At 67.5% G+C, this 21,600-nt stretch carries 25 protein-coding genes; 11 read left to right on the top strand and 14 right to left on the bottom strand.

The genetic code is table 11. The annotated features are described in order from the left end of the window. Nucleotides 1-37: 37 nt before the first annotated feature. The 5 genes from ACTQ49_RS08565 to ACTQ49_RS08545 all read right to left on the bottom strand — a co-directional run bounded on the left by ACTQ49_RS08565 (nucleotide 38) and on the right by ACTQ49_RS08545 (nucleotide 5,696). The gene (locus ACTQ49_RS08565; protein ID WP_441827426.1) at nucleotides 38-520 is read right to left on the bottom strand and encodes a hypothetical protein; all 483 of its coding nucleotides are present in this window, start codon (nucleotides 518-520) and stop codon (nucleotides 38-40) included. Between the two features lie 464 nt (nucleotides 521-984). Further along, nucleotides 985-3,660: an aconitate hydratase AcnA gene (gene acnA / locus ACTQ49_RS08560; RefSeq protein WP_441827425.1), complete on the bottom strand. Its 2,676-nt coding sequence runs from the start codon at nucleotides 3,658-3,660 to the stop codon at nucleotides 985-987. A gap of 215 nt (nucleotides 3,661-3,875) precedes the next feature. Continuing rightward, the gene (locus tag ACTQ49_RS08555) at nucleotides 3,876-4,097 is read right to left on the bottom strand and encodes a DUF6767 domain-containing protein (RefSeq protein WP_441827424.1); all 222 of its coding nucleotides are present in this window, start codon (nucleotides 4,095-4,097) and stop codon (nucleotides 3,876-3,878) included. Between the two features lie 52 nt (nucleotides 4,098-4,149). Then, the gene (locus tag ACTQ49_RS08550; RefSeq protein WP_441827423.1) at nucleotides 4,150-4,491 is read right to left on the bottom strand and encodes a hypothetical protein; all 342 of its coding nucleotides are present in this window, start codon (nucleotides 4,489-4,491) and stop codon (nucleotides 4,150-4,152) included. Nucleotides 4,492-4,493: 2 nt separating this feature from the next. Further along, nucleotides 4,494-5,696, bottom strand: coding sequence for a class I SAM-dependent RNA methyltransferase (locus ACTQ49_RS08545; protein WP_441827489.1), 1,203 nt, complete (start codon nucleotides 5,694-5,696; stop codon nucleotides 4,494-4,496). Between the two features lie 179 nt (nucleotides 5,697-5,875). Between ACTQ49_RS08545 and ACTQ49_RS08540 the strand changes: the two genes are divergently transcribed. Together ACTQ49_RS08540 and ACTQ49_RS08535 are read left to right on the top strand one after the other, a co-directional pair. After that, complete coding sequence (locus tag ACTQ49_RS08540; protein WP_441827422.1) at nucleotides 5,876-6,538, top strand: potassium channel family protein; 663 nt, start codon at nucleotides 5,876-5,878, stop codon at nucleotides 6,536-6,538. 27 nt (nucleotides 6,539-6,565) lie between these two features. Further along, nucleotides 6,566-7,234, top strand: a complete 669-nt coding sequence (locus ACTQ49_RS08535; RefSeq protein ID WP_441827421.1) for a potassium channel family protein — start codon at nucleotides 6,566-6,568, stop codon at nucleotides 7,232-7,234. Between the two features lie 31 nt (nucleotides 7,235-7,265). Here ACTQ49_RS08535 and ACTQ49_RS08530 read toward each other — a convergent pair whose 3' ends face one another. From ACTQ49_RS08530 to ACTQ49_RS08515, 4 genes are read right to left on the bottom strand one after another with little or no spacing between them, the layout of a single operon-like run. After that, nucleotides 7,266-7,607 (bottom strand): OB-fold nucleic acid binding domain-containing protein, encoded by a 342-nt coding sequence (locus ACTQ49_RS08530; RefSeq protein ID WP_441827420.1) that lies wholly within the window; start codon nucleotides 7,605-7,607, stop codon nucleotides 7,266-7,268. A gap of 37 nt (nucleotides 7,608-7,644) precedes the next feature. Beyond that, on the bottom strand, nucleotides 7,645-8,355 hold the full coding sequence (locus ACTQ49_RS08525) for a DUF3710 domain-containing protein (RefSeq protein ID WP_441827419.1): 711 nt from the start codon (nucleotides 8,353-8,355) through the stop codon (nucleotides 7,645-7,647). 46 nt (nucleotides 8,356-8,401) lie between these two features. Then, nucleotides 8,402-8,905 (bottom strand): dUTP diphosphatase, encoded by a 504-nt coding sequence (dut, locus tag ACTQ49_RS08520; RefSeq protein ID WP_441827418.1) that lies wholly within the window; start codon nucleotides 8,903-8,905, stop codon nucleotides 8,402-8,404. Beyond that, nucleotides 8,905-9,384, bottom strand: coding sequence for a DUF3093 domain-containing protein (locus tag ACTQ49_RS08515; RefSeq protein ID WP_441827417.1), 480 nt, complete (start codon nucleotides 9,382-9,384; stop codon nucleotides 8,905-8,907). The genes dut and ACTQ49_RS08515 overlap by 1 nt, the downstream gene beginning before the upstream one ends. 150 nt (nucleotides 9,385-9,534) lie before the next feature. Between ACTQ49_RS08515 and ACTQ49_RS08510 the strand changes: the two genes are divergently transcribed. Beyond that, nucleotides 9,535-9,831: a DUF4235 domain-containing protein gene (locus ACTQ49_RS08510; RefSeq protein WP_441827416.1), complete on the top strand. Its 297-nt coding sequence runs from the start codon at nucleotides 9,535-9,537 to the stop codon at nucleotides 9,829-9,831. A gap of 137 nt (nucleotides 9,832-9,968) precedes the next feature. Here ACTQ49_RS08510 and ACTQ49_RS08505 read toward each other — a convergent pair whose 3' ends face one another. The 3 genes from ACTQ49_RS08505 to ACTQ49_RS08495 all read right to left on the bottom strand — a co-directional run bounded on the left by ACTQ49_RS08505 (nucleotide 9,969) and on the right by ACTQ49_RS08495 (nucleotide 13,543). Beyond that, nucleotides 9,969-10,265 (bottom strand): DUF4193 domain-containing protein, encoded by a 297-nt coding sequence (locus tag ACTQ49_RS08505; RefSeq protein ID WP_441827415.1) that lies wholly within the window; start codon nucleotides 10,263-10,265, stop codon nucleotides 9,969-9,971. A 117-nt stretch (nucleotides 10,266-10,382) separates the two neighbouring features. Beyond that, on the bottom strand, nucleotides 10,383-12,431 hold the full coding sequence (locus tag ACTQ49_RS08500) for an alpha/beta fold hydrolase (protein ID WP_441827414.1): 2,049 nt from the start codon (nucleotides 12,429-12,431) through the stop codon (nucleotides 10,383-10,385). Between the two features lie 29 nt (nucleotides 12,432-12,460). Then, nucleotides 12,461-13,543 (bottom strand): ferrochelatase, encoded by a 1,083-nt coding sequence (locus ACTQ49_RS08495; protein ID WP_441827413.1) that lies wholly within the window; start codon nucleotides 13,541-13,543, stop codon nucleotides 12,461-12,463. A gap of 191 nt (nucleotides 13,544-13,734) precedes the next feature. Between ACTQ49_RS08495 and sepH the strand changes: the two genes are divergently transcribed. The 4 genes from sepH (at nucleotide 13,735) to ACTQ49_RS08475 (ending at nucleotide 16,584) form a co-directional block, all read left to right on the top strand. After that, the gene (gene sepH / locus ACTQ49_RS08490) at nucleotides 13,735-14,976 is read left to right on the top strand and encodes a septation protein SepH (protein ID WP_441827412.1); all 1,242 of its coding nucleotides are present in this window, start codon (nucleotides 13,735-13,737) and stop codon (nucleotides 14,974-14,976) included. Nucleotides 14,977-15,119: 143 nt separating this feature from the next. After that, entirely contained in the window at nucleotides 15,120-16,235 is a 1,116-nt protein-coding gene (locus tag ACTQ49_RS08485; RefSeq protein WP_441827488.1) for a PucR family transcriptional regulator, read from the top strand. A gap of 92 nt (nucleotides 16,236-16,327) precedes the next feature. Next, nucleotides 16,328-16,480: a luciferase domain-containing protein gene (locus ACTQ49_RS08480; RefSeq protein ID WP_441827411.1), complete on the top strand. Its 153-nt coding sequence runs from the start codon at nucleotides 16,328-16,330 to the stop codon at nucleotides 16,478-16,480. After that, a complete protein-coding gene (locus ACTQ49_RS08475) occupies nucleotides 16,435-16,584 on the top strand; it encodes a hypothetical protein (RefSeq protein WP_441827494.1) in 150 nt (49 codons plus the stop codon). Before ACTQ49_RS08480 ends, ACTQ49_RS08475 begins: the two co-directional genes overlap by 46 nt. Nucleotides 16,585-16,791: 207 nt before the next feature. Here ACTQ49_RS08475 and ACTQ49_RS08470 read toward each other — a convergent pair whose 3' ends face one another. Continuing rightward, nucleotides 16,792-17,157, bottom strand: coding sequence for a hypothetical protein (locus ACTQ49_RS08470; protein WP_441827410.1), 366 nt, complete (start codon nucleotides 17,155-17,157; stop codon nucleotides 16,792-16,794). Between the two features lie 243 nt (nucleotides 17,158-17,400). Between ACTQ49_RS08470 and ACTQ49_RS08465 the strand changes: the two genes are divergently transcribed. The 4 genes from ACTQ49_RS08465 to ACTQ49_RS08450 all read left to right on the top strand — a co-directional run bounded on the left by ACTQ49_RS08465 (nucleotide 17,401) and on the right by ACTQ49_RS08450 (nucleotide 21,022). After that, a complete protein-coding gene (locus ACTQ49_RS08465) occupies nucleotides 17,401-18,336 on the top strand; it encodes an ACP S-malonyltransferase (protein ID WP_441827409.1) in 936 nt (311 codons plus the stop codon). A gap of 1 nt (nucleotide 18,337) precedes the next feature. Next, nucleotides 18,338-19,330: a beta-ketoacyl-ACP synthase III gene (locus ACTQ49_RS08460; protein ID WP_441827408.1), complete on the top strand. Its 993-nt coding sequence runs from the start codon at nucleotides 18,338-18,340 to the stop codon at nucleotides 19,328-19,330. A gap of 97 nt (nucleotides 19,331-19,427) precedes the next feature. Continuing rightward, on the top strand, nucleotides 19,428-19,673 hold the full coding sequence (locus ACTQ49_RS08455; protein ID WP_441827407.1) for an acyl carrier protein: 246 nt from the start codon (nucleotides 19,428-19,430) through the stop codon (nucleotides 19,671-19,673). Between the two features lie 92 nt (nucleotides 19,674-19,765). Continuing rightward, nucleotides 19,766-21,022 (top strand): beta-ketoacyl-[acyl-carrier-protein] synthase family protein, encoded by a 1,257-nt coding sequence (locus tag ACTQ49_RS08450; protein ID WP_441827406.1) that lies wholly within the window; start codon nucleotides 19,766-19,768, stop codon nucleotides 21,020-21,022. Nucleotides 21,023-21,055: 33 nt separating this feature from the next. Here ACTQ49_RS08450 and ACTQ49_RS08445 read toward each other — a convergent pair whose 3' ends face one another. Beyond that, on the bottom strand, nucleotides 21,056-21,556 hold the full coding sequence (locus tag ACTQ49_RS08445; RefSeq protein WP_441827405.1) for a DUF3145 domain-containing protein: 501 nt from the start codon (nucleotides 21,554-21,556) through the stop codon (nucleotides 21,056-21,058). Between the last annotated feature and the right edge of the window lie 44 nt (nucleotides 21,557-21,600).

The following is a 21,600-nucleotide window of genomic DNA, read 5'->3' as shown; positions in this document are numbered from 1 at the left end:
CGACCCGGGCAATGGCCAAGCATTCCTTTGGGTTGCATCACAGCTTGCGAACGAAGAATCCACCCCGGAGGGCCTCCTCCACCAGCATCACCGCCCGACGCACCCGGACCAGGCGAGCCTGTTCGGACTGGATGGCATCCGCTGCCTGGTCCAGGACGCGGCCGTCCACGAAGTCCCCCAGTGCCGGCCGGGCGGTGGCCAGGGCCTGTTGGCTGGACCTGATCTGCCCCTCGGTGAACTCGGCCGCCAGCCGCGCCAGGACCACCGGGTGCCGACGCAGCACCGGATAGCCGCGATAATCGGCCGGGCACTGGTCCAGCAACCAGACGATGGCGCTGGATTCCCAGTCCGGAGCCCCCGGCGGCATCACCTCGACGGGCCAGCCCGGTGGCACATAGACCTGCTGCGCTGCGGTACTCCTACTGCCGTTCGGGCGGGCCGACACGGTGCGAACGGATCCTCCGGCATGGAAGTCGGGGTGCTGGCGCGTACTGGGGTACTGCCTGAATGCGACGGACACAATTCCTCCTCTGGCTCGCGCGAAGCGCACGGTACGGGCCGTGGTGCCGGCCCGTGGGAGGAAGACTGCCGGGCGCCTCTGACAGTTTTTCAAAAACCTGTTCGAAACACCAGTGGGATGACCCAGCTGTCAGCAGGCCACCGGTCAGCCCTCCCCCAGCGCCTGGATGACGGCACCATTCCACTCGGACGAGATGATCCCCTCCTCCTCGTTGGGCATCCGGTGGAGCTCCCACCTGGGCCTCGTCGGGAATGACCCAGGGTAGGCCCGAAGTCCGGGATGACGATGCTCTTGAAACCATGGTGACTCCCCGTACGCGACGCTGGCGACTGCTCACAACCCGCTCATCCCATGAACGAACCGGCTCACCGCCCCGAGTCCGGACATGAAAGGACCGCGGGCCGTACCTCCATGACAGGAGGTACGGCCCGCGGCCCTTCAGGATCAGCCCCGCAGGGCGTCGATCACTTCTTGAGCAGCTGGCGCAGCACGTACTGCAGGATGCCGCCGTTCAGGTAGTACGAGCGCTCCCCGGGGGTGTCGATGCGCAGGATCGCATCGAACTCCACCGTGCTGCCGTCTGCCTTGGTGGCGGTGACGTGCAGGGTCTTGGGGGTCACACCTTCGTTGAGGGCGGTCACGCCCGCGACGTCGAAGGTCTCGGTGCCGTCCAGGCCGAGCGAGTCGGCATTCTGGCCCTCCGGGAACTGCAGCGGGATGACACCCATGCCGATCAGGTTCGAGCGGTGGATGCGCTCGTAGCTCTCGGCGATGACCACCTTGACACCCAGCAGCGTGGTGCCCTTGGCGGCCCAGTCACGCGAGGAACCGGAGCCGTACTCCTTGCCGGCCAGGACGACCAGCGGGGTGCCGGCCTTCTGGTAGGCCTCGGCCGCCTCGTAGACCGTGGTCACCGGGGCATCGGCCTGGGTGAAGTCACGCGTGAAGCCACCCTCGGTGCCGGGGGCGATCTGGTTGCGCAGACGGATGTTGGCGAAGGTGCCGCGGATCATCACCTCGTGGTTGCCTCGACGGCTGCCCAGCGAGTTGTAGTCCTTGCGCTCCACACCGTTGTCGGTCAGGTACTTGCCAGCAGGCGAGTCCGACTTGATCGAGCCGGCCGGGGAGATGTGGTCGGTGGTGACCGAATCGCCCAGCTTCAGCAGCACGCGAGCGCCCTGGATGTCATTGACCGGGGTGGGCTCGGCGGGCATGCCGTCGAAGTACGGTGCGCGACGGATGTAGGTGGAGGCCTCATCCCAGGCGAACAGGTTGCCCTCCGGGGTGTCGAGGTTCTGCCAACGCTCGTCGCCGGCGAAGACGTCGGCGTAGCGAGCCTTGTACATCTCGGCGCTGATCGAGCCGCCGATGACCTCCTCGATCTCCTCGGTGGTCGGCCAGATGTCCTTCATGAAGACGTCATTGCCATCCTGGTCCTGACCGATGGGGTCATTGGCCAGGTCGATGTCCATCGTGCCAGCCAGCGCGTAGACGATGACCAGCGGCGGGCTGGCCAGGTAGTTCATCTTCACGTCGGGGCTGATGCGGCCCTCGAAATTGCGGTTGCCCGACAGGACGGCGGTGACGGCCAGGTCATTGTCATTGATCGCCTTGGAGACCTCGGGGATCAGCGGGCCGGTGTTGCCGATGCAGGTGACGCAGCCGTAGCCGACGGTGTTGAAGCCGAGCTCGTCCAGGTACTTCTGCAGGCCGGACTTCTCGTAGTAGTCGGTGACGACCTGCGAGCCGGGGGCGACGGTGGTCTTGACCCAGGGCTTGGGCTTGAGACCCTTCTCTGCGGCCTTCTTGGCCACCAGGGCGGCGCCCAGCATGACGCTCGGGTTCGAGGTGTTGGTGCAGGAGGTGATCGACGCGACGGTCACGGCGCCATTGGCCAGCTCGAAGCTGCGGCCGTCGGCCAGGGTGACCGGAACGGTCTTGGCCGGGTCGGCGGTGTAGGCCTTGACGCTCTCCTCGAAGGAGGGCTTGGACTCGGCCAGCACGATGCGGTCCTGCGGGCGCTTGGGACCGGCGATCGACGGGACGACCGTCGACAGGTCCAGCTCGATGTACTCGGAGTAGACGGGCTCCTTGCTGGCGTCGTGCCACAGGCCCTGCTCCTTGGCGTAGGCCTCGACGAGGGCGATCTGGTCCTCGTCACGGCCGGTCAGGCGCAGGTAGTCGGTGGTCTTGTCGTCGATCGGCCACACGGCGATGGTCGAGCCGTACTCGGGGCTCATGTTGCCGATGGTCGCGCGGTTGGCCAGCGGCACCTCGGAGACGCCGGGGCCGTAGAACTCGACGAACTTGCCGACGACCTTGTGCTCGCGCAGCATCTCGGTGATGGTCAGCACCATGTCCGTGGCGGTGACGCCCTCGGGCAGGCGGCCGGAGAGCTTGAAGCCGACGACCTTGGGGATCAGCATGCTGATCGGCTGGCCGAGCATGGCGGCCTCGGCCTCGATGCCACCAACACCCCAGCCCACGACGCCCAGGCCGTTGACCATGGTGGTGTGCGAGTCGGTGCCGACGCAGCTGTCCGGGTAGGCCTGCAGCACGCCGTCGACGGTGCGCGGGAAGATCACGCGGGCCAGGTTCTCGATGTTGACCTGGTGGACGATGCCGGTGCCCGGGGGGACGACCTTGAACTCGTCGAAGGCGCCCTGGGCCCAGCGCAGCAGCTTGTAGCGCTCGAGGTTGCGCTGGTACTCGACGTCGGTGTTGAGCTGCAGCGCATCCGGGGTGCCGAAGTACTCGGCGATGACCGAGTGGTCGATGACCAGCTCGGCGGGAGCCAGCGGGTTCACCTTGTCGGCGTCGCCGCCGAGGTCGGCGACGGCCTGGCGCATGGTGGCCAGGTCGACGACACAGGCCACGCCGGTGAAGTCCTGCATGATCACGCGGGCCGGGGTGAACTGGATCTCCTTGTCGGGCTCACCGGTCGGAGCACCGGCGGCCAGCGCCTTGATGTCCTCGGCGGTGATGTTGGCACCGTCCTCGGTGCGGAGCAGGTTCTCGAGGAGAACCTTGAGGCTGTAGGGGAGCTTCTCGGAGCCCTCGACGGCATCGAGCCGGAAGATCTCGTAGGACTGGCCATTCACCTCAAGGGTGGACTTGGCCCCAAAGCTGTTGACGCTCATGCATCACTCCTGGGTCGGTCGGCTCTGGCGCCTGCGCCAAAGTCTCTTGATGTCAAGATATCATGTTCGACGGGACGAGCCCGCTCAAACGGGAATCCGAGCCCAGTCTGCTACACCCACCGCGCTCGGGCCACCCGCAATGACGCTGAATAATGCGCGATCTTCATGTCCAAAATCCCTCGTGGTGAGGGAGTTCACAGTTCTGGACCCACAGCTCAGGAATCGTCGGAGGACCGATGGTCCTGGGCTGTGCGGTCCTGCGTCTTGCGGCCCCGCGCCATCAGATCGCGTCGATTGTGGTTCCAGGCCTCACGAAGCTCTGGATCATCCATCACCAAGTAGACCAGCCCACAGTTCTGGGGACCATCGGCGCCCGGCTGGCACAGACTGCAGGGATCGCCAGGACGGATCGGACACAGGGCGGAATGCTTGGGCACTCCCCCATTCTGCCAACGGGCCACCCGCGCCAACCCACAGGCTCCGGTCATCTCAGCTGCGCAGGCTCCCGTGCTGAATCACGGTCCAACCCGCGTCGACGATCCGGTCCAGCTCGTCGGTGGCCAGCTCCCGCGAGAGCGCAAGGTTCACCACGACCACCGTGCGAGCCGTCCTGTGCCCGCCATCCTCAAAGGGAAGCCGGGGCGCATGTTCCACCCGGTCGATCGTCGGCAGGCCCATCAGGGACCCCATGGCGGCCCCCAGGCTGCCAGCCCGCAGTCGGTCCCCCGAGGCGGGGATCGATGCGAACTCCACCTCCTGGGCGCTGACCTCCGCCTGCAGGCGAGGCCCCCCTTGGACATTCCAGATGTTGACCAACAGTGTGCACTTCACGCTCATGCATCCACCCCCGTCCGGGGCTGATGGTCCGGGTCCGGGTGCTGCGGCGTGAGCAGGGCGACACACTCCACATGGTGGGTCATCGGGAAGAGGTCGAAAGCTCGGATCTCCTGCGCCCGGTAGCCGTGCTCCGCAAAGGTCTTGAGGTCACGTGCCAGGGCGGCCGGATCACATGCCACATAGGCGATCGCGCGGGCACCCAGACCTGCCAGATGGGCCACCACCTCCGCTCCCGCGCCCGTTCGGGGTGGGTCGAGGACCACGACGTCAACCGACGACGGCAACTTTGCCAGCGCCTTCACCAGGGGCGCGGCGATGAAGCGGGCTCCGGGCACATTGCGTCGAGCGAGCTGGACAGCCGCGCCCGCCTGCTCCACCCCCACCACACGGCACCCCCGAATCGCCAGTTCTCCAGCGAAGAGCCCGACACCGCAGTAGAGGTCCAGTGCCCGCTCGCCACTTTCGGGGCGCACCAGATCCATCACCGCATCCACCAAGACCTGGGCGGCCTGGGGGTGAACCTGCCAGAAGCCATCAGCACGGACCAGGTATCGGCGGCCGCCACACGACTCCTCGACCAGGACGGCGCTCTGCGCACGATCGGTGACCACGACGGGCTCCCCACCTGCCGGCACGACCACGCGGATCTCGTCGCCCTCGGTTGCCTGCGCGATCTGCTGCAATTCGGTTGGCCCCGGCATCCGGGGATCCGCGATCATGCAGCCCTGCTGGGGCAGGCGTACCAGTTCATGGGAGCGATGTGCCCGCATTCCCACCACCGCAAGGCCCTGCTGCTCCTGTGCGCGCTCGACCGCGAACCTGGTCCGGGTGCGCCAACCCGTCAGCGGTTCGACGGACTCCACTTCACCATCCCAGGTGATCCCCGCCAAGTGGTCGAGCTGCTCGCGAACCACCGCCTGCTTGAGACGTCGTTGCCCCGAGGGGGTGACGTGCTGGAAGTCACAGCCTCCACAGCCTCCCGGCCCGGCAATCGGGCAGGGAGCCTGGGTACGGTCCGACGATGCCTCGACCACCTCCACCGCATCGCCTCGCCAGAACCGTTTGCGGCCGGCGTCTGTGATGCGGACCATCACGCGTTCCCCGGGCAGGGCATGCCGCACGAAGACCACCCGCCCGTCCAGCCGGGCCACACAGTGCCCGCCGTGGGCCACCGGCCCGACATCGACGGGGCCGACCACCGTTCCTGTGGGGTCATCCCACGGCTCGTCGGAAGCGGTTGCGGGGCGGGCGGAGTCAGTCACCCGCCCATCCTCGCTCAGCAGACACGGGGATGCCACACGACCACCCGCGGCCCGGGGCCCGCCTTCGAGGTGCTGTACCGTTTTCCCGTTCCGTGAACCACCCTGGAGGCAGGCACATGCACATCGTCATCATGGGCTGCGGGCGCGTCGGCTCGAGCCTGGCCCGCAGTCTGGAGAAGCGCGGCCACAGCGTCGCGATGATCGACACCAGCGCCGAGAGCTTCCGTCGTCTGGGGCCGGACTACAAGGGCACCACCGTCAAGGGGGTCGGTTTCGACCGTGACGTGCTCGAGCGGGCCAACATCCGCCAGGCCGACGGCTTTGCGGCGGTCTCCAGCGGTGACAATTCCAACATCCTCGCGGCGCGTGTCGTGCGCGAGGAGTTCGGCATCCAGAACGTCGTCTGTCGGATCTATGACCAGGGGCGGGCCGAGGTCTACGAGCGGCTGGGCATCCAGACGGTTGCCACTGTGCGCTGGGCCGCCAACCAGGTGCTGCGCGGGCTCCTGCCCGAGGGATCGGAACCCGTTTGGCGAGACCCCGCAGGCAATGCCCGCCTGGTCCAGGTCCACACCCACGACGGCTGGATCGGTCACACGATTGGCGAGATCACCCGCGCCGTGCGCACCCCGCTGCCCTTCATCGTGCGTTTCGGAGTCGGCATGGTGCCCGACGAGCACACGGTGCTCCAGGAGGGCGACCTGCTCTATGCCGCCATCGAGATCGACCGCACCGACGAGATCGAGGATGTGCTCAGCACATCCCCCGTCCATCGCTGACCAGCCCGGAACCCCCAGGAGAAGAACATGCGCATCGTCATCGCCGGAGCAGGCAATGTCGGGAGTTCCATTGCACGGGAGCTGATCGCCAACGGGCACCAGGTTCTGCTGATCGACCGTGACCCGGACGCCATCCGGACCGAGTCCGTCCCGACCGCCGAATGGCTCCTGGCTGACGCCTGTGAGCTGGACACGCTCAGCGAGGCGCGACTGGACACCTGTGACGTCTGCATCGCGGCCACCGGCGATGACAAGGCGAACCTCGTGCACACTCTGTTGGCCAAGACCGAGTTTGGCGTGCCGCGGACCGTGGGGCGAGTGAACCATCCCGAGAATGAATGGCTCTTCGACGAGGTCTGGGGCGTCGACGTCGCCGTGTCCACCCCGCGGATCATGTCTGCCCTGGTGGAGGAGGCCGTCAGCATCGGCGACCTGGTGCGGATCTTCACCTTCAAGAGCGGCAGCGCGAATCTGGTGGAACTCACCCTCCCGGCGGAGAGCCCCCGGGTGGGCCAGCAGTTGCGCGCGATCTCGCTGCCCGGTGACGCCGTCCTGGTTGCCGTGATTCGGCAGGGACGTGCGATGCGGCCGGACGATGGCAATGTCCTCGAGCCCGGCGACGAGCTGATCTTCGTCGTCTCGCCGGAGCACGAGCGAGAACTCGCCCGTCTCCTGGTGCCAGCCCACGGCCTCTGACGGCAACGGCCCACGGGCTGACCGCATCACCTCAACCGGGCAACAATGTGTATTTGGGGTTGTAGATGGCCAGCCGCCCCTGGAAACGGGTGACCAGCCCCTCGACCTCCATCAGCCGCCCCTGCTCGACGCCCAGGACGCTGTGGCGCCCCATCCAGATCAGCACCAGTTCACCGGTGCCGTCGTCGATGGTGGCCTCCAACCACCGTGGACCATCCGGAGTCACCGTCGCACTGCGAACGCGGCCACGCACCACCGCGACGCGGCGGGGCGTCACAGTGGCGATCGAAGACCGCGTGTGGTCCGGCGCCACGTTCTCCGCCGGAGTGTCCTGCGCCTGGAATCGGCGCAGGGAACGACTGAACATGCTCATGACCCGCTGCCCCTGGGCTGCGGAGCCGATGGTGCGCTCACTGGAGTGCGGCGTCACCGGGCTCGACGGCCTCGGACTGCTGCAGCTCAGCGGGGATGGTGAGGGGAATCAGGTCGCCCGGCACGCGCGGCTGTTCGTCGCGACGGACCACGAGGTTGCGGAAGATCTCCAGGAAGAGCTCCGTGGGGGCATCCACACCGTCGTGCATTCCGGCCTCGCCCATCACCACACCGCGCAGCAGCCAGCGCGGCCCCTGAGCGAACCAGGAGCGGGAGACGTGGTACACCTGCTGACCCTGCTCGTCCTGCAGCGGGATGACCCGGCGGATCTCCGCGCCGAAGGGCCCCTCGGCCAGCTGCACGTCGCCGCCCTGCTGCGCGGTGACCTGCACCATCTCCCGGCGAATGTCCGCTGCCATGGAGCTGCTGGCGGGCGCGCCGAAGAGCGCAATCTCGATGGCGGAATTCTCATGCAGGACGAGGATGGCCTGCACATTGCCGGTGTTCTCGTCCACCTGCAGCTGCATGCCCATCCCCTCGAAGGGGGTCAGGATGACGCCACCGAAGTCCAGCCGATCGATCTCGTCGGCGTCGAGGTCCACCTCGTCGATGTCATAGGGGCCGTCCTCGCGCCAGTCCTTCTCGTCCAACTCGAGCCAGCGGGGATCGTCGGGGTTGACCGGCTCCTGGCCGTTCTCAACCTGCTCGACGTCCTGGTTGTCAATGGGCCCAGTGCTCACGGATAACATCCCTTCCGCACGCCGCGGCGACCTTCGCCCGGCAACGACGTCGATCCTAGCTCGTCGGTTCGTCGCCCCGCTGCCACCCGAGCACTCCCCCGGTGGAGCCGTGTCCGGCGGCACCACGATCGGAGGCATCCAGCTCGACCACCTCGACGACCGCCGGCAGCTCGACGGCCTGAACCACCAGTTGGGCGATGCGGTCGCCGCGGTGCAGCGTGACGCTGTGCTGACGATCGGTGTTCAGCAGACAGACCTTGATCTCTCCCCGGTAGCCGGAATCGACCGTTCCCGGTGCGTTCACGACGGTGACGCCGTGCCTTGCCGCAAGTCCCGAACGCGGATGGACCAGTCCGACGAAGCCGCGGGGCAGGGCGATGGCCAGGCCGGTTCCCACCAGCACTCGTTCCCCTGGCGCGAGGACCACGTCAGCCGTGGTCATCAGGTCAAGTCCGGCGTCATCGGGATGTGCGCGGGTGGGTAGCGGGAGTTCCGGGTCGAGTCGCCTCACCCGGAGCGCATGGAGGGGGCCCGTCTGGGCGGCTTCTGCGTCAGTCATCACGGCCGGCCCGCCGCACGCTCATTCACCAGGTGCGCCACCACCTGTGGCCTACGGCTGCTGACCAACCAGAAGGGGTGTGGATCGGCCGGGTCCGCTAGTTCCACGCGAACGCCGCCCTTGATGTAGGGGCGCGTCAGGAACCAGCCCGAGGCCAGGGAACCCGGGCCCAGAGCCTCCCGCATCTGCTTCTCGTCGAGGGCTTCAGCGCCGGCGACCCACTCCCAGTCGATATGGGCGTGGCCAGCACGCAGACCGGTCTGGTCCACCGCGACCACTGGATGTCCGAAGTGGTAGAAGCCGGCGCCGATACCCAGCAGACTGAGCACCGCGGTGGCCGCGCCGAACCAGAAATTGGTGTACGCGCCCACGACCACCACCAATGTCAAGCCGAACGCAAGGGCGAACAGCCACCAGGTGGGAGGCACCGTGAGGTGCTCACGAGGGTCCTGGGCTGTGGGGACGGGGCCTGTGCGCATGGAACCAACCTACCGGGTCCCCGCGACAGCTGCGCCGAGCGCGAACGGTGCCCTCCACTGGCTGCCCAGCGGGCCTACCATGGACTGCGAAGATGCCCCGCGAGACGCGGACTCCATGGCATCGCATCAACGCCAACGTGAGGAGACCCGATGGCCACCACGAGCCAGAACATCGGTTTCAAGATCTACGCCGGACTGCTCGGCGCAGTGACCACCGTGGTCACGCAGAAGGTGCTGAAGGCCGGATGGAAGGTTGCCACGGGTGACAATCCGCCGGACCCCAATGATCCCGAGGTGCCCCCGACCTATGCCGCCATGTGGGCGCTGGCCTCCGGTGTGGGACTCGGAGTCAGCCAGTTGGTGCTGAACCGCTATGTCGGCCGCCGCTTCGAGGCAGTGACCGGCGAACGTCTGGACACCACCCAGAAGGTCAAGTTCAAGATCTGACGCCGGACCCTGATGACGGGGTCCCAGGCCAGGGGCCTCGTCACAGGGACCAAAAGACGAAGGGGCTGTCCTCCCGGCCGGGAGGACAGCCCCTTCGTCGTGCGGACGAGCTGCGTCGATCTCAGGTGAGTGCGGACTCAGACACAGTCCACGCAGTAGCTCTGACCACCCTTGGTCTCAGCCATCTGGCTGGCCGCCTTGACCAGGAAGCACGACGCGCACGTGAACTCATTGGCCTGGCGCGGGAGAACGCGGACGGTCAGCTCCTCGTGCGACAGGTCGGCACCGGGCAGCTCGAAGGACTCAGCAGCCTCGACCTCATCCTCGTCGACCTTGCCCGAGTTCTTGTCATTGCGACGGTTCTTGAGCTCCTCGATGGAGTCCTCGTTGATTTCCTCGTCAGTCTTGCGAGGGGCGTCGTAATCGGTCGCCATGTCGTCCTTCCTGCTGTCGTCGAGAATCCGCGTCGTCGGTGTGCCCTCAACACGTCTGGAGCAGGCTTTGTTCCCGCTCCGGAAATCGGTTCCGCCCCAAGGGCAGGCACATGTGTATCACACCAAGCCCGGGCGGATGAAGGCCCGCCCCTCCATGTGTTGGGCGAGGAAGCTTCGCACGGTTGCGTACCAGATCCGCGCATGCTGCGGAGTGAGCACCCAGTGGTTCTCGTCGGGGAAGTACAGGAACTTGTGGGCAAGCTCCTCCGGCGCGCCGTCGTGGCCGCGGTTGAGGGCCCACCACAGAGCCAGCCCCTCCCCAATCGGCACACGATGGTCCTTGTCCCCGTGGATCACCAGCATCGGCGTGTGGATGGCGTCGGCGAACAGATGCGGCGAATGCTCCGAGCGCATCTGGACGGTCATCTCCCGCTCCCAGTACCACGGGTGGTCAGTCGCCGCGAGGAATGAGTCCAGGTTCCACAGGCTGGCATGCGAGACGATGCACCGGAAGCGATCCGTGTGCCCCGCGATCCAGTTGGCCATGTAGCCGCCGAAGGAGCCGCCCATCATGGCGGTGCGCCCTTCGTCGAGCTCATCGCGTTCCAGCGCTGCATCGGTGGCCGTCATCAGGTCGGTGAAGGGCTCCTCACCCCACCGGCCCCAGCCGCGTTGGATGAAGTTGCGCCCATAGCCGGTGCTCAGGGCCGGGTCCGGCAACAGAACCGCCCAGCCCTGGCTGACCAGCAACCAGGGACACCAGCGCCAGCTCCACGCATTCCACGAGTTGAGCGGCCCACCGTGCGCCCACAGCACCAGCGGCACGGGTCGCTCTGCCGTGGCCTCGTGGGGCACCGCCAGCCAGGAGTGGATCTGCTGGCCGTCGGCCGCCGTGGTGCTGATCCTCTCCAGCTTTCCGGGTAGCGGCACCTGGGGAGCCGGGCGATGCAGCACGGTGCTCTCGCCCGTCGTGGCCGAGATGCGCACGATGCTGCCCGCTTCAACCCAGCTGGAGCGCAGCGCATACAGGTATGCCCCGTCGGGTGAGATGCTCACCGCGCTGTGCGCCCCCGGCCCGGTGAGACGACGGACCCCGCCCGTCGCGGTGTCCACGGCGAAGACGGGTGCATCACCGTCCTCATCAGCCACCACATAGAGCACGTCGCCAGCCGGCGAGAAACCCACCGGGGTGCCCCACCGCGGCCACTCAGGCGCCAGGTCCCGGTGGTCACCGGTGGTGGTGTCCAGCAGGTGCAGGTACTGGTGGGGGGCCTCGTGGGCATCGCCGGGCACATGCCGCACACACGCGAGCCAGCGGTCGTCCTGGCTGAGCACCGGCGAACCGAACTCGCAGTCCTGCTGGTCCAGCAGGCTCTCAACCGTGCCGTCATCCACTTGGATGCGCAGGATCCGGCCCCGTCGCTGGGCCCTTGGCCCGGCCTGCTCGTCGACGCACACCACGAACCGACCATCCCGGGAGAGCACTGCGTCGGCCGACAGTCCGTCGCCCAACCAGGGGGAGAAGAGATCCAGCTCGGCGACGGAGGTGGCCTCCCCGTCCGGATCGGGCAGCGGACACAGGGCAAAGCGGACCTGCTCCGCGGGCAGGTCATGGTCCCAGTGCCGCACCGCGGCGGACTCATGCAGGATGGCCGCCACCTTGGCGCGGGACCGCTCGGCACGCCAGGTGGCATCAGCCGCGAGATTGTTCGCGCTGCGGGCAACCCCCAGGCCCAGGACCACCTGTTCGGATCCGCGGGCACTCAGCACGGTGCGTGCACTCTCCACGCCGCGCACCACGAGTTGCGCCTCGCCACCATCGGCCGGGAGCCGCCACAGTCCCCGCTCATGGTCGTCAGGAGCCGGCACGACGGGCAACGGGCGACGCCCGCCGAAGAGCACGTCACCATTGGGAAGGAAGGCGGCCAGCACCTCGCCGTCCAGGCCCCTGGTCAGGCGCCGGGCTGGCTGCGCTCCCGTGGGGTCCACCCGCCACAGGGATCGGCGCCAGGCGGTTCTGTCCTGCGAGAGGTGGTCAACGCTGGCCAACAGCCAGCGGCCGTCACAGCTCAGCTCCAGACCGGCCAGACGGGGTTGCTCGATGAACGCGTCGAGGTCATCCCACGGATCCTGATGCGAGATTTCCTGGAGGTCCTGGGTACTCATGATTCCTGCTCCTTCTCCACGGGGTCTCGTCAGTCGACGGCCGGCAGCTGCAGCCCCCGCGGGTGGGGGCAGCAACCTGTCCCGCCACAACCGGTGGCAAGAGGCATGGTGGCACTGTCGGCAGACTGCGCCGCTCGGGCCTGCTCGGATCGCTCGAGCAGTCGATCCACCAGGCCCTGCACGAAGACGGGCGAGGTGCCCGCCGTGTCCGCCCGCACCATCGTGATGCCCAGTTGTTCGCAGGTCTCTCGCGCCTGGGTGTCCAGGTCGTAGATGACCTCCATGTGGTCCGAGATGAATCCGATGGGTGCCAGCACCACCTCACGAATTCCGGCCTCGGCCAGCCGCGCGAGGTGGTCATTCACATCGGGTTCCAGCCACGGCTGCTCTGGACGCCCGGAACGGGAGCAGAAGACCAGGTCGTGCTCCTGGACGTCGGCAAGGCCAGCCACCCGTGCGGCCACTTCCTGGTGCCAGCGCAGGTAGGCATGTCCTTCGGGTTCAGCTCCCGACGTTGCGTCCATGTGGGTGGGAATCGAATGGGTCACGAAGACGACGCGAGCACCGGGCACTTCGGCGCGGGCCCGGACCAGCGCTTCGCCATTGGCCCGGATGAAGCCGTCATCCAGGGCGTAGTGGCCCACCCTGTCCACCTGCAGTCCGGGGGCCAGTCGCTGCACGGAATCGGCCACCGCCTCGCGGTACTGGCGGCAGCCGGAATAGGACGGATAGGCGCTCGTGGTCACCATCAGGACGCGCTGGTGTCCGTCGGCGACGATCTGCTGGATCGCCTCGTCGATGAAGGGATGCCAGTTCCGGTTGCCCCAGTAGATGGGGACCTCTGAGCCGCGCTCGGCCAGTTCCTCGGCGAGGGCAGCGATCAGTGCCCTGTTCTGGTCATTGATCGGGCTGCGGCCACCGAACAGGAAGTAGTGCTCCCCCACCACTGCCAGCCTCTCCCGGGGGATGCCGGACCCCCGGGTGACCACCTCGAGGAAGTCCACGACCTCGTCAGCCTTTTCCGGCCCACCGAAGGAAACCAGCAGGATGGCATCGTGCGGCGAGAGCGGATCGTTGGAGGTTCGGGGTTCAGGCGTCGTACGGGCAGTCATGTGCCGATACTGACAGACCATCCGAACCCTGCGCACACCTCTGGCCGCCCGACGGCGCGTCGGCAGAGGAGGGACGCGACCGCGGCTGGCAGGTCACGATAGGTTGGAAGCAGCAGTACTGTGACCTGAACAGTACGTGCGGGCACGGCCCCCCGAACACACGCCAGCCCGACAGAACCCAGAACCATGACGTGCACCCCGTTCCGCCAGCAGTGGAGAAGAACATGACAAGCGCCCTCAGCCCTCGCGACATCCAGAACCGAATCCGGTCCGGAGCCTCGCTGGAGGACGTGGCGCAGGAAGCAGGAGTACCGGCGGAGAAGGTCGAACCCTACGCTGCCCCGGTGCTGGCCGAACGCGAGCACATCGCGCTGACCGCCTTGCAGTGCCCCGTGCGTCGTCGTGGTGAGACAGGCTCGGTCCGGGCCATGGGCTCGGTGGTCGAGGAGCGGCTGGGCAGTGCTCTGTCCGAGCAGGTGAAGTGGGATGCCTGGCGCAATGAGGACCGCAGGTGGACCGTGCGGGCCAGCTATGACGATGCCGAGGGCAATCACCAGGACGCGCACTTCATCTTCGACATGCGTGCCCGCTTCAGCGTCGCGCAGGATGACCCTGCCCGGGAACTGATCGGCGAGGTGACCGCCGCGAACCGTGCCACCGGAGACCCGACCGATGCCGAGCCGACGGTGGACCTGAACGATGAACTGGCCCTGGTGCGCGCCGTCCAGACCGGATCTTTGCCCGGCCAGCGTCCTCCCTTCGAGGCGGCGACGCCCAGCGAGTCCCGCGAGCCGGAGCCCGAGGCCCCCAGCGAGGGCGAGGACCAGGACTTCCCCGCCGACGAGCTGGAGGAGGTGGACGGTGTCTACGATTTCGTGCCCAAGAACACCTCGGACATGGACGTCCTCTACGAGATGCTCAGCTCCTTTGCCGAGGACTCGGTGAACATCTACGCCGGTCTGGCCAGCCCGGTCACACAGCAGGCACCGTCGGACGACGCTCGTGCCGAGGAGGACACGGACGGCACCGCTGCCGAGGTGGAGGAAGCGGACCGCACCGCTGCCGAGGTGAAGGCGGACGGCACCGCCGCCGTGGAGGAAGCGGACGAGAATCCCGCCGTGGGCGGCTCGGACGCGACGCCGGGTGCTGCCCTCGAGGGCGGTGCAGCCCAGGTTCCGCAGCTTGACGGTCCGCAGCAGCCCGTCGCAGAGCTCCCGCCGGCCCCGGCGGTCCAAGACTCTGAACCGCAGCTGCCCGTCCACACCGGCGAGGCCGACCAGGAATTCACTGGAAGCACGGATCCGGCTGTCGACGCCGAACCGGTTCCCGACGAGAAGCCGGCTCCGAAGCCCCGTCCGCGGTCGCGGAAGAAGCGCGCATCGATCCCCAGCTGGGACGAGATCATGTTCGGCGGGCCCACGAACGAGAAGTGATCATCGGTCAACAGGAGGTTGGATCCATGTCGCCGCATCGCGTCACGGACGGGGTGCCCGCGCTCGGCACGGGCCGAGCCCTCGTACCGGACGACCGTGAACGTCGGGAGCTGGTGCAGCGTCTGCAGACCACCACAGGCCGCCTGACCACCGCCGTCCTGGCGGCACTCGACGAGCGACACCCCTGGTTCGGGGAGCTCGACGCCGAACACCGCTCCTGGATCACGGTGGTGGCCCGGGGCGGGATCGATGGTTTCGTCCAGTGGGTGGCCGACGATCCGGAAGTGGCCTTCGATCCGGCCAATGTCTTTGCGGCCGCTCCGCGCGCCCTGACCCGAAACATCTCGCTCCACCAGACGGTGGACCTGATGCGCACGACGATCACCGTCGTGGAGGAGCAGGTGCAGCACCTGGTTCCCGACGAGGATCGGCCGGTACTGCAGACCGCCATCGTGCACTACTCACGGGAGGTGGCCTTCGCCGCGGCGGAGGTCTATGCACGGGCCGCCGAGGTGCGCGGCGCCTGGGATGCCCGCATGGAGGCGCTCGTGGTGGACGCCATCGTACGCGCGGAGGCCGACGAGTCGATGGTCTCCCGGGCCTCGACCCTGGGGTGGAATTCCGGCAGCAAGGTCTTCGTCGCCGTTGGCCGAGTGCATCCGGAGGGTGACCCGGCCATCACACGGCTTCGACGCCAGGCCCGTCGCATGAAACTGGACGTCCTGGCCGCCATCCAGGGAGACCGACTGGTGCTGGTGGCCAGCGGCCCCGAGGTGACCGATGATCAGGCAGCCGTCGAGGTGACCGAAAGACTGGTGGAGTACTTCGGCGAGGGTCACGTGGTGATCGGCCCACTGGTGGAGGACCTGGTGGAGGCCCCCCTCTCGGCCAGGGCCGCGACCAGCGGCCTGCGGGCCTCGGACGCCTGGCCCGAAGGCGCCAGGGCACTGCCGGCCACCGAATTGTTGCCCGAACGCGTGCTGGCAGGCGACGGGCATGCCCGACGAGCACTAGCCCGCGAGGTCTTCGAGCCGCTGCGGGCGGCCGGAGGCGATCTGTTGGAGACCTGTGTGAGCTTCCTCGACCACGGTTGTTCGGTGGAGGCGACCGCTCGCGATCTGTTCGTGCATGCCAACACGGTTCGCTACCGGATCAAGCGGATCCAGGACGTCACGGGCTACTCCCCCACCGACGCCCGCGACGCCTATGTGCTGCGGCTGTCGATCACCCTGGGCCGCCTGGCGGCGGCGCAACGCTGACCAGATTGGCTGGACAAACCCCACCGAGGCGCCCTCTGGGCGGTGGTCGTCGCCACCGGAACCCGGCCCACGCCCCGCACGCATCCGAGGCGGTGCTGCTGCCCCCCGATCGCGATTCCGAGTTCGTCCACCTGCACGCGGACGGCAGCCTCCACCTGTCGCTTGACCCGGCCGACCATGCGGCCTTCTTCGCCTCGGGATGGGGAGAGAAGCACCCCTCTACGAACAGGGCATCAACGTCGTGATGCTCTACACCCCCCGCGACAGCGCCGACATCGTCGTGGCCAAGCAGGTCGTCCTGGCCTCCTACGCCTACGCGACCGGCCGCGACACAACTGAGGAGGCGTGACCATCGCAGCTGACACCCCTCAGGATCTGCGAGGCGCCCCAGAACGGCAGAGGGTCCATCGGTGCGGTCCAGCTTTCGCGGTCCCACGGATGGACGTCCCCCGGCGAGCGACACGAGCGCAGCAACATGAACGGACCTCGGTTGGGCCACGAGTCCGTGGCTGGGGGCATCAGGCAGCACAGGGGGGGTGGAGCGGGGTCGCGGACGTCAGGGGCAGCTGTCCCGATAGCGCCGGAGCGCATCGGCCACTTGCCCAGCCTGTTCAGGCGTGTCCACGACGACCTGGTATCTGCCTCCGGTGGCGGTGGTGATGTCGACCCGCGCCGAGCCACCGGTGTTGAGCCGGACGCCCTGTGGTGACTGTGCACGACCGACCACGAACCAATTCACGACGCCGCGGTTGAGCCCATCGTCAGGCGCCGTGGTCACGGACGTGATCTCGGCGAGCGGGATCGAGCGACGGTAGAAAGGCGCGCCGAGCCGCAGCATCCCCTGCTCCGAGTTGACCTCGACAACGATCGATTGCCCCATCGACGCGAGGCGATTGCCGCGTGCGATGATCCGCAGACTCATGAGGGCCCCAATCTCCTGTAGGTCCCCCCATTCTGGCAGCACCGGACAGCTCTCCAAGGACTGGTCCACGTTGTCTCCCAAGGACCGGGTGACACGAGTGTGATTCGCCTCCTTCCACAATCAGGATTCGCGCTCTCGCGGGCTCCCTCGCGGTTCAACTGTGGGGTTCCCACAAAACACCGACCACACTTTTCGTCGCGTCGTCTGCTCGGTTTCCGGCAACGACGAGCGAGAGTTGTCTACGTGCTTGCAATCGTTGCCCCCGGACAGGGCGCCCAGACCCCCGGCTTCCTCGCTCCCTGGTTGGAGCTTGACGGCTTCTCCCAGCGCTTCGCGGAGTTGGCCGACGTGGCAGGGACCGACCTGGCGGCGCACGGCACCACCTCCGACGCGGAGACCATCAGGGACACGGCCGTCGCCCAGCCCCTGCTCGTGGCAGCTGCCATCGCCACCGCCGCCGAACTGCTCGGTGAACCCGGTGTCGACGAGCGCGTCGGCATCGTGGGAGGACACAGCGTCGGCGAGTTGGCCGCGGCCGCGATTGCGGGCGTCCTCACCGCTGCCGATGCGATGAACCTCGTTCGGGAGCGTGGGCGCGCCATGGCCGAAGCCTCTGCCCTGCGGCCCACGTCGATGACCGCCGTCATCGGCGGCGACCGAGACGAGGTCCTGTCCGCCATCGAGGCCGCCGGGCTCACCCCGGCGAACAACAACGGCTCCGGCCAGATCGTCGCCGCCGGAACCGTCGAGGAACTGGAGGCCTTCGCGGAGGCGGCCCCCCGCCGGAGCCGGCTCTTCCCGCTGAGCGTCGCCGGCGCCTTCCACACCGTGCACATGGAACCCGCGGTGGACCGGATGCGCACAACAGCCAGCGCCATCTCGCCGGCAAACGCGCAGTTGGCGCTGCTCAGCAATCGCGACGGACAGGTGGTCACGGATGGGGACGACTACCTGGAGCGACTGATCAGCCAGGTGGCCAACCCGGTCCGCTGGGACCTCTGCATGGACACCATGCGGGAACACGGTGTCACTGGCCTGCTGGAGCTGACCCCGGCCGGCACGCTCACCGGAATCGCCAAGCGAAACCTCAAGGGCGTCGAACTGTTCAACCTGAACAGCCCCGACCAGTTGGACGACGCGCGCGCCTTCGTCGCGCAGCATGCGGCTGCGGGTGCCTGAGATGGCGACCCTTGCGATGTCATCGGGATCGACCTCGGCGCGGATCATCTCCACCGGAGCCGCCCGTGGCTCCCGAGTGGTGGACAATGACGAGATCTGCACCATGATCGACTCGAACGATGAGTGGATCCGGCAGCGGACCGGCATCACCCAGCGGCACTGGGTGGCCGAGGGCGAGACCGCCGTGACCCTGGCGGCTGATGCCTGCCGTCAGGCTGTCGAACGGGCGGGCATGACGCTCGACCAGATCGACACCCTGATCCTTGCCACCGTCAGCAATTCCCAGCAGATGCCCTCGATGGCCGCGCGGGTCGCCCAGGAGCTCGGGTGCCCCTCCCCCGCCGTCTTCGACATCTCCGCCGCCTGCGCTGGCTTCTGCCACGGGGTCGCCCTGGCCGACTCGCTGATCCGTACGGGAACCTCGACGCACGTCCTCGTCGTGGGAACCGAAGTGCTGAGCCCCTATCTGGACATGGCTGACCGCGGCACCGCCTTCATCTTCAGCGACGGCGCTGGTGCCGTGGTGATCGGCCCCTCGGAGGTGCCCGCCATCGGACCGACCATCTGGGGGTCGGACCCGAGCCACAGCGAGGTCATCACCCTGGACGACTGGGAGAGCCTCGTCGACGGCCAGGAACGTCCCTACCTTCGGATGGAAGGGACCAAGGTCTTCCGGTGGGCCACGACCTTCGTCGCCGAACGGACCCGCGAGACGCTGGAGGCGGCCGGGCTGGCGCCCGAGGAGCTTGACGTCTTCATCCCGCACCAGGCCAACAACCGCATCACGGACTCAACCTTGCGCCAGCTCAAGCTGCCGGAGGGAATCGTCGTCGCCCGCGACATTGCCCAGATGGGCAACTCCTCCGCGGCCTCCATTCCACTGGCGCTCGACGCGGTCCTGCAGTCGGGCGAGGCCCGTAGCGGACAGAAGGCCCTGCTGATGGGCTTCGGCGCCGGCCTGGCCTACGCCGGCCAGGTGGTCGTCCTGCCCTGACCGCCCCTACTCAGGGGGACCCACGTACCCGGAGGGATCACCCGACTCCTCCGTCACGCCAAACACAACACACCACGAAGAGAACCAGGAGGCCACCATGGCCAGCACCGAAGAGATCCGCAACGACATCGCCGAGATCGTCAACGACGTCGCGGGCGTCGCCATCGAGGACGTCCAGCTGGACAAGTCCTTCACCGATGACCTGGACGTCGACTCGCTGTCGATGGTCGAGATCATCTACGCCTGCGAGGAGAAGTTCGGCGTGTCCATCCCCGACGAGGACGCCAAGAACCTCAAGACCGTCGGCGACGCCGTGGCCTTCGTCGAGCGCGCCCAGGCCTGATCGACCACCCGGTGCCGAGCGCGTCACCCAGTCCAGGGGCCGACGCGCTCGGCACAGTCACATCCACACACCCATCACTCACTGGAGATTCCATGACCACCGTTGTCATCACCGGATTCGGCGCTTACACCCCACTCGGCGAGAATGCCCCGAGCACCTGGCAGGCGATGCTCGACGGGGTCAGCGGAGCCAGCTCCCTGGAGCAGGACTGGGCCGCGGAACTGCCGGTCACCTTCGCCGCGCAGGTGAAGGGCGATCCGGCCAGCCACCTCGACCGGACGGCCGCCCGTCGCCTGGACCGATCAACACAACTGGCGCTCATTGCCGGTCAGGAGGCGTGGGAGGATGCCGGATTCGTCTTCGGCGCGACCAATGAGGGCATCGATGAGGACCGCGTGGGTGTCAGCGTCGCCAGCGGCATCGGCGGCCTCAACACCCTGCTGAACCAGTGGGACATCCAGAAGGAGAAGGGACTGCGCCGCGTGAGCCCCTTCACCATCCCGATGCTGATCGGCAATGCTCCGGCGGCCAACCTGGGGCTCAAGGTCAACGCCCGGGCCGGCATCCATGACCCGGTCAGCGCCTGCGCCTCCTCGAATGAGGCGATCAGTCTGGCCGTGGACATGATCCGTCTGGACCGCGCCGACGTCGTGCTGGCCGGTGGCACCGAGTCCGTGCTGCACCCGCTCACCATCAACTCCTTCGCGCAGATGCAGGCCCTGAGCCGACGCAATGACTCCCCCGAGACCGCGTCGCGCCCCTGGGACACCGGCCGCGACGGCTTCGTCATGGGTGAGGGTTCGGTGTGCATGGTTCTGGAACGACTGGAACATGCGCAGGCCCGGGGGGCAAAGATCTACGGCACCATCGCCGGTGCAGGCATCAGCGCCGACAACCATGACTTCGTCCAGCCAGATCCGAGCGGCCGTGGCCAGTCGTCGGCGATGCTGCGCGCTCTCAAGCAGTCGGGGGTGGACGCTGGCGACATCAAGCACATCAACGCCCATGGCACGTCGACGCCGCAGGGTGACGTCACCGAGGCGCATTCGATCCGTGCCGCGCTCGGCGATGCCGCAGATGACGTCATCGTCACGTCCACCAAGTCGATGACCGGACACCTCCTGGGGGGCGCTGGAGCGATCGAGACCTTCGCGACGGTGATGGCGCTGAACACCCGCAACATCCCGGCGACGATCAACATCGAGAACCTCGAGCCTGATCTTCCGGTTCAGATCGCCACCAGCCGCCAGGAATTGCCTGCCGGCGACCTCGCGGCGATGAACAACTCCTTCGGCTTCGGAGGCCACAATGTGGCCGTCGTGGTCACCAACGAGCACCAGAGCCGCTGACCCTGCATCCAGCAGGATCCTGCCGAGGGCGACTCAGACTGCGCGATCCATCCAGCGCACCGAGTCGTCCTCGGCTGCTTGTCGGAAGATCTCGAGTTCCTGGTCCCAGGCGGTGCCCAGCAGCTCGTGAAGACCCTCGCGCAGTGGTCTGGTTCCGGCATTGTCTGCCGCCAGGGCAGACCGCAGCCGATCCTCGGGGACCATCACATCGCCATGCACATTGGTGCTGGCGTGGAAGATCCCCAGATCCGGGGTGTAGCTCCAGCGGTGCCCCTCACCATCACTGCCCTGGTCCTCGGTGACCTCATAGCGGATCCGCCTCCAGGCCAGGAAGGCGCTGGCCAGTCGCGCCCCGGTGCCCTCTGCCCCACGCCACGAGAACTCGGTGCGCAGGTGACCGGGAAGCGCCGTCTGGGGCCGCCAGACAAGTTCCACGGGCGCGCCAAGTACGCCCCCGACTGCCCACTCGATGTGGGGACACAGAGCCGACGGCGTCGAGTGGACCATCACGAGCCCACCAGTCGTGTCAACCATCACTGTTCTCCTGACCAAGGCCCTGTCGTGCCTTCCCCTGCAGA

Source organism: Luteococcus sp. Sow4_B9 (assembly GCF_052116585.1).
Lineage (GTDB): Bacteria > Actinomycetota > Actinomycetes > Propionibacteriales > Propionibacteriaceae > Luteococcus.
This window is presented reverse-complemented; position numbering and strand designations above follow the sequence as displayed.

Excerpts from the sequence above, each read along its gene's own strand:
- ACTQ49_RS08505 (WP_441827415.1), bottom strand. The coding sequence starts at position 10,265 with ATGGCGACCGATTACGACGCCCCTCGCAAGACTGACGAGGAAATCAAC.
- ACTQ49_RS08470 (WP_441827410.1), bottom strand. The coding sequence starts at position 17,157 with ATGAGTCTGCGGATCATCGCACGCGGCAATCGCCTCGCGTCGATGGGG.
- ACTQ49_RS08475 (WP_441827494.1), top strand. The coding sequence starts at position 16,435 with ATGGGGAGAGAAGCACCCCTCTACGAACAGGGCATCAACGTCGTGATG.
- ACTQ49_RS08445 (WP_441827405.1), bottom strand. The coding sequence starts at position 21,556 with ATGGTTGACACGACTGGTGGGCTCGTGATGGTCCACTCGACGCCGTCG.
- ACTQ49_RS08495 (WP_441827413.1), bottom strand. The coding sequence starts at position 13,543 with ATGACTGCCCGTACGACGCCTGAACCCCGAACCTCCAACGATCCGCTC.
- ACTQ49_RS08460 (WP_441827408.1), top strand. The coding sequence starts at position 18,338 with ATGGCGACCCTTGCGATGTCATCGGGATCGACCTCGGCGCGGATCATC.
- ACTQ49_RS08530 (WP_441827420.1), bottom strand. The coding sequence starts at position 7,607 with ATGAGCATGTTCAGTCGTTCCCTGCGCCGATTCCAGGCGCAGGACACT.
- ACTQ49_RS08455 (WP_441827407.1), top strand. The coding sequence starts at position 19,428 with ATGGCCAGCACCGAAGAGATCCGCAACGACATCGCCGAGATCGTCAAC.
- ACTQ49_RS08510 (WP_441827416.1), top strand. The coding sequence starts at position 9,535 with ATGGCCACCACGAGCCAGAACATCGGTTTCAAGATCTACGCCGGACTG.
- ACTQ49_RS08525 (WP_441827419.1), bottom strand. The coding sequence starts at position 8,355 with ATGTTATCCGTGAGCACTGGGCCCATTGACAACCAGGACGTCGAGCAG.
- ACTQ49_RS08450 (WP_441827406.1), top strand. The coding sequence starts at position 19,766 with ATGACCACCGTTGTCATCACCGGATTCGGCGCTTACACCCCACTCGGC.
- acnA (WP_441827425.1), bottom strand. The coding sequence starts at position 3,660 with ATGAGCGTCAACAGCTTTGGGGCCAAGTCCACCCTTGAGGTGAATGGC.
- ACTQ49_RS08500 (WP_441827414.1), bottom strand. The coding sequence starts at position 12,431 with ATGAGTACCCAGGACCTCCAGGAAATCTCGCATCAGGATCCGTGGGAT.
- ACTQ49_RS08540 (WP_441827422.1), top strand. The coding sequence starts at position 5,876 with ATGCACATCGTCATCATGGGCTGCGGGCGCGTCGGCTCGAGCCTGGCC.
- dut (WP_441827418.1), bottom strand. The coding sequence starts at position 8,905 with ATGACTGACGCAGAAGCCGCCCAGACGGGCCCCCTCCATGCGCTCCGG.
- ACTQ49_RS08535 (WP_441827421.1), top strand. The coding sequence starts at position 6,566 with ATGCGCATCGTCATCGCCGGAGCAGGCAATGTCGGGAGTTCCATTGCA.
- ACTQ49_RS08515 (WP_441827417.1), bottom strand. The coding sequence starts at position 9,384 with ATGCGCACAGGCCCCGTCCCCACAGCCCAGGACCCTCGTGAGCACCTC.